The sequence below is a fragment of the Xanthomonas cissicola genome (assembly GCF_008801575.1).
In the GTDB taxonomy this organism is placed as follows: Bacteria; Pseudomonadota; Gammaproteobacteria; order Xanthomonadales; family Xanthomonadaceae; genus Xanthomonas; species Xanthomonas cissicola.
Genome location: NZ_VZPL01000185.1, coordinates 1 through 1509 on the forward strand (window position 1 = coordinate 1; position 1509 = coordinate 1509).

Below are 1509 nucleotides of genomic sequence, written 5' to 3' on the forward strand. Positions count from 1 at the left end.
AATCACATCGCGTTACTGATGAACACCCGTCCTCGCCAGACACTGGGCTGGAAAACGCCTAGCGAAGCAATGGAAGCGGAAATCGCCGCCTTCAAATCATCTGTTGCACTTGAATCTTGAGACCGCCAACGCAGGTTAAGCCTTGCAATGGATGCAGCCTGGGGGTTTTTCAGGGGCGACGAATTATGCACTATTACTCATTTTTTACGGTGTGACCATGGCGCCACGAAACGAAGAACTTGCTGCGTTGTATCAGTTACTTGAAGAGATGACTCTTTCCGAGGACAAAAACTTTGCCTCTATGCCCGCTGAATGGCTGAAGAAAATCGAAAACTGGCTTATGATCAGCTTCGTGATCACGATTCTCGTGATTCTATGTTTTGCAGCGTGGTATCGCTACGGACCAGACGCGCCGGTCATGAAAATGATCGGTGCATTGCATGTTACGAATGGGGTTCTGATCATTATCTCACTCCTTTACTTTACTACTATCAGTATTGGGCTTTACCAATTCGTTCGGCAACACCGAAAAAAAAGCTTTGCACTGATATTGAAGCGCTTAGAAAACGATCTTTTGACTGACGCCCAGTTTTTAGGAAGGTTAAGTGAATTCGACAAGCTAACCATTGAGTATGGACTGCTTCAATATAAACATCGCTGGGGTATTGTGGATGGGCGAGTTTCGCTCTTGGCCGGCGATATTCGGAAAGTCGGTATCTTCCCAGCTTTTGCAGCCGCTGCCATCTCTGTCACTGTGCTAGCCAAGCAAGATAGTAGTTTCATGCTATGGACCCCCTTAATCCTCGCATGTTGCTTCTATCTTGTCGCTTTTTACGCTACTGGTAGACGGGAGCGTCCCGATCAAGTGATAGCTTTGCTGGAGCTGGCTATTCGTCAAGCGAAAGAACACGATTTAGCAGTAAAACCCCTAAGCGGCATAACTTAGGCAGTACAATGAACACTTATGGTTGTTGTAACAATCCGTAATTAAGGCTGACTCATTGCATGCGTCACAGCGCCTTTTTTAACTCGTGATCTTTGAAAGCATAGCCACCTGATTTTCTGGTTTCAATAGTACGGATGTGCTATGGGCAGCGTGAATCAAGCCCTCTATGTTAATCAAGCAATTCAGCTCGGGGCAGTGAGTAATTTTAAAAAAAATGAGGGCTAAGCGGTCTGCATACCGATTTATCTAATTGCTCAGCGCCAGCATATCAAACGATATTTATACTAGATATCCTACTTTGAGTTGATGCGCATCTCGTCGACATATCATGAATTGCGTCAGGAAAATTATCGCTAACCTAAGCGATTATACGAGCCAGCAACCGGAGCAGCCTAGCTCTCTGCTCTTGGCACAGATGATTGTGACTGTTAAGGAGGGCGGTCTCAAGATTCAAGTGCAACAGATGATTTGAAGGCGGCGATTTCCGCTTCCATTGCTTCGCTAGGCGTTTTCCAGCCCAGTGTCTGGCGAGGACGGGTGTTCATCAGTAACGCGATGTGATT

The 1509-nt window shown here is 46.3% G+C and carries 1 protein-coding gene and 2 pseudogenes; 2 read left to right on the forward strand and 1 reads right to left on the reverse strand.

Features of this window, described 5'->3' with window-relative positions; genetic code table 11:
- Window positions 1-120, forward strand: a pseudogene (locus F7R02_RS27655) (IS30 family transposase); the annotation flags it as partial.
- 31 nt (window positions 121-151) lie between these two features.
- A complete protein-coding gene (locus tag F7R02_RS25310) occupies window positions 152-946 on the forward strand; it encodes a hypothetical protein (RefSeq protein WP_235857353.1) in 795 nt (264 codons plus the stop codon).
- Window positions 947-1389: 443 nt separating this feature from the next.
- On the opposite strand, the pseudogene F7R02_RS27660 reads toward F7R02_RS25310, so the two are convergent.
- A pseudogene (locus F7R02_RS27660) lies at window positions 1390-1509 on the reverse strand (IS30 family transposase); the annotation flags it as partial.

Coding starts and splice junctions, on each gene's coding strand:
- F7R02_RS25310 (WP_235857353.1), top strand. CDS start 152: ATGCAGCCTGGGGGTTTTTCAGGGGCGACGAATTATGCACTATTACTC.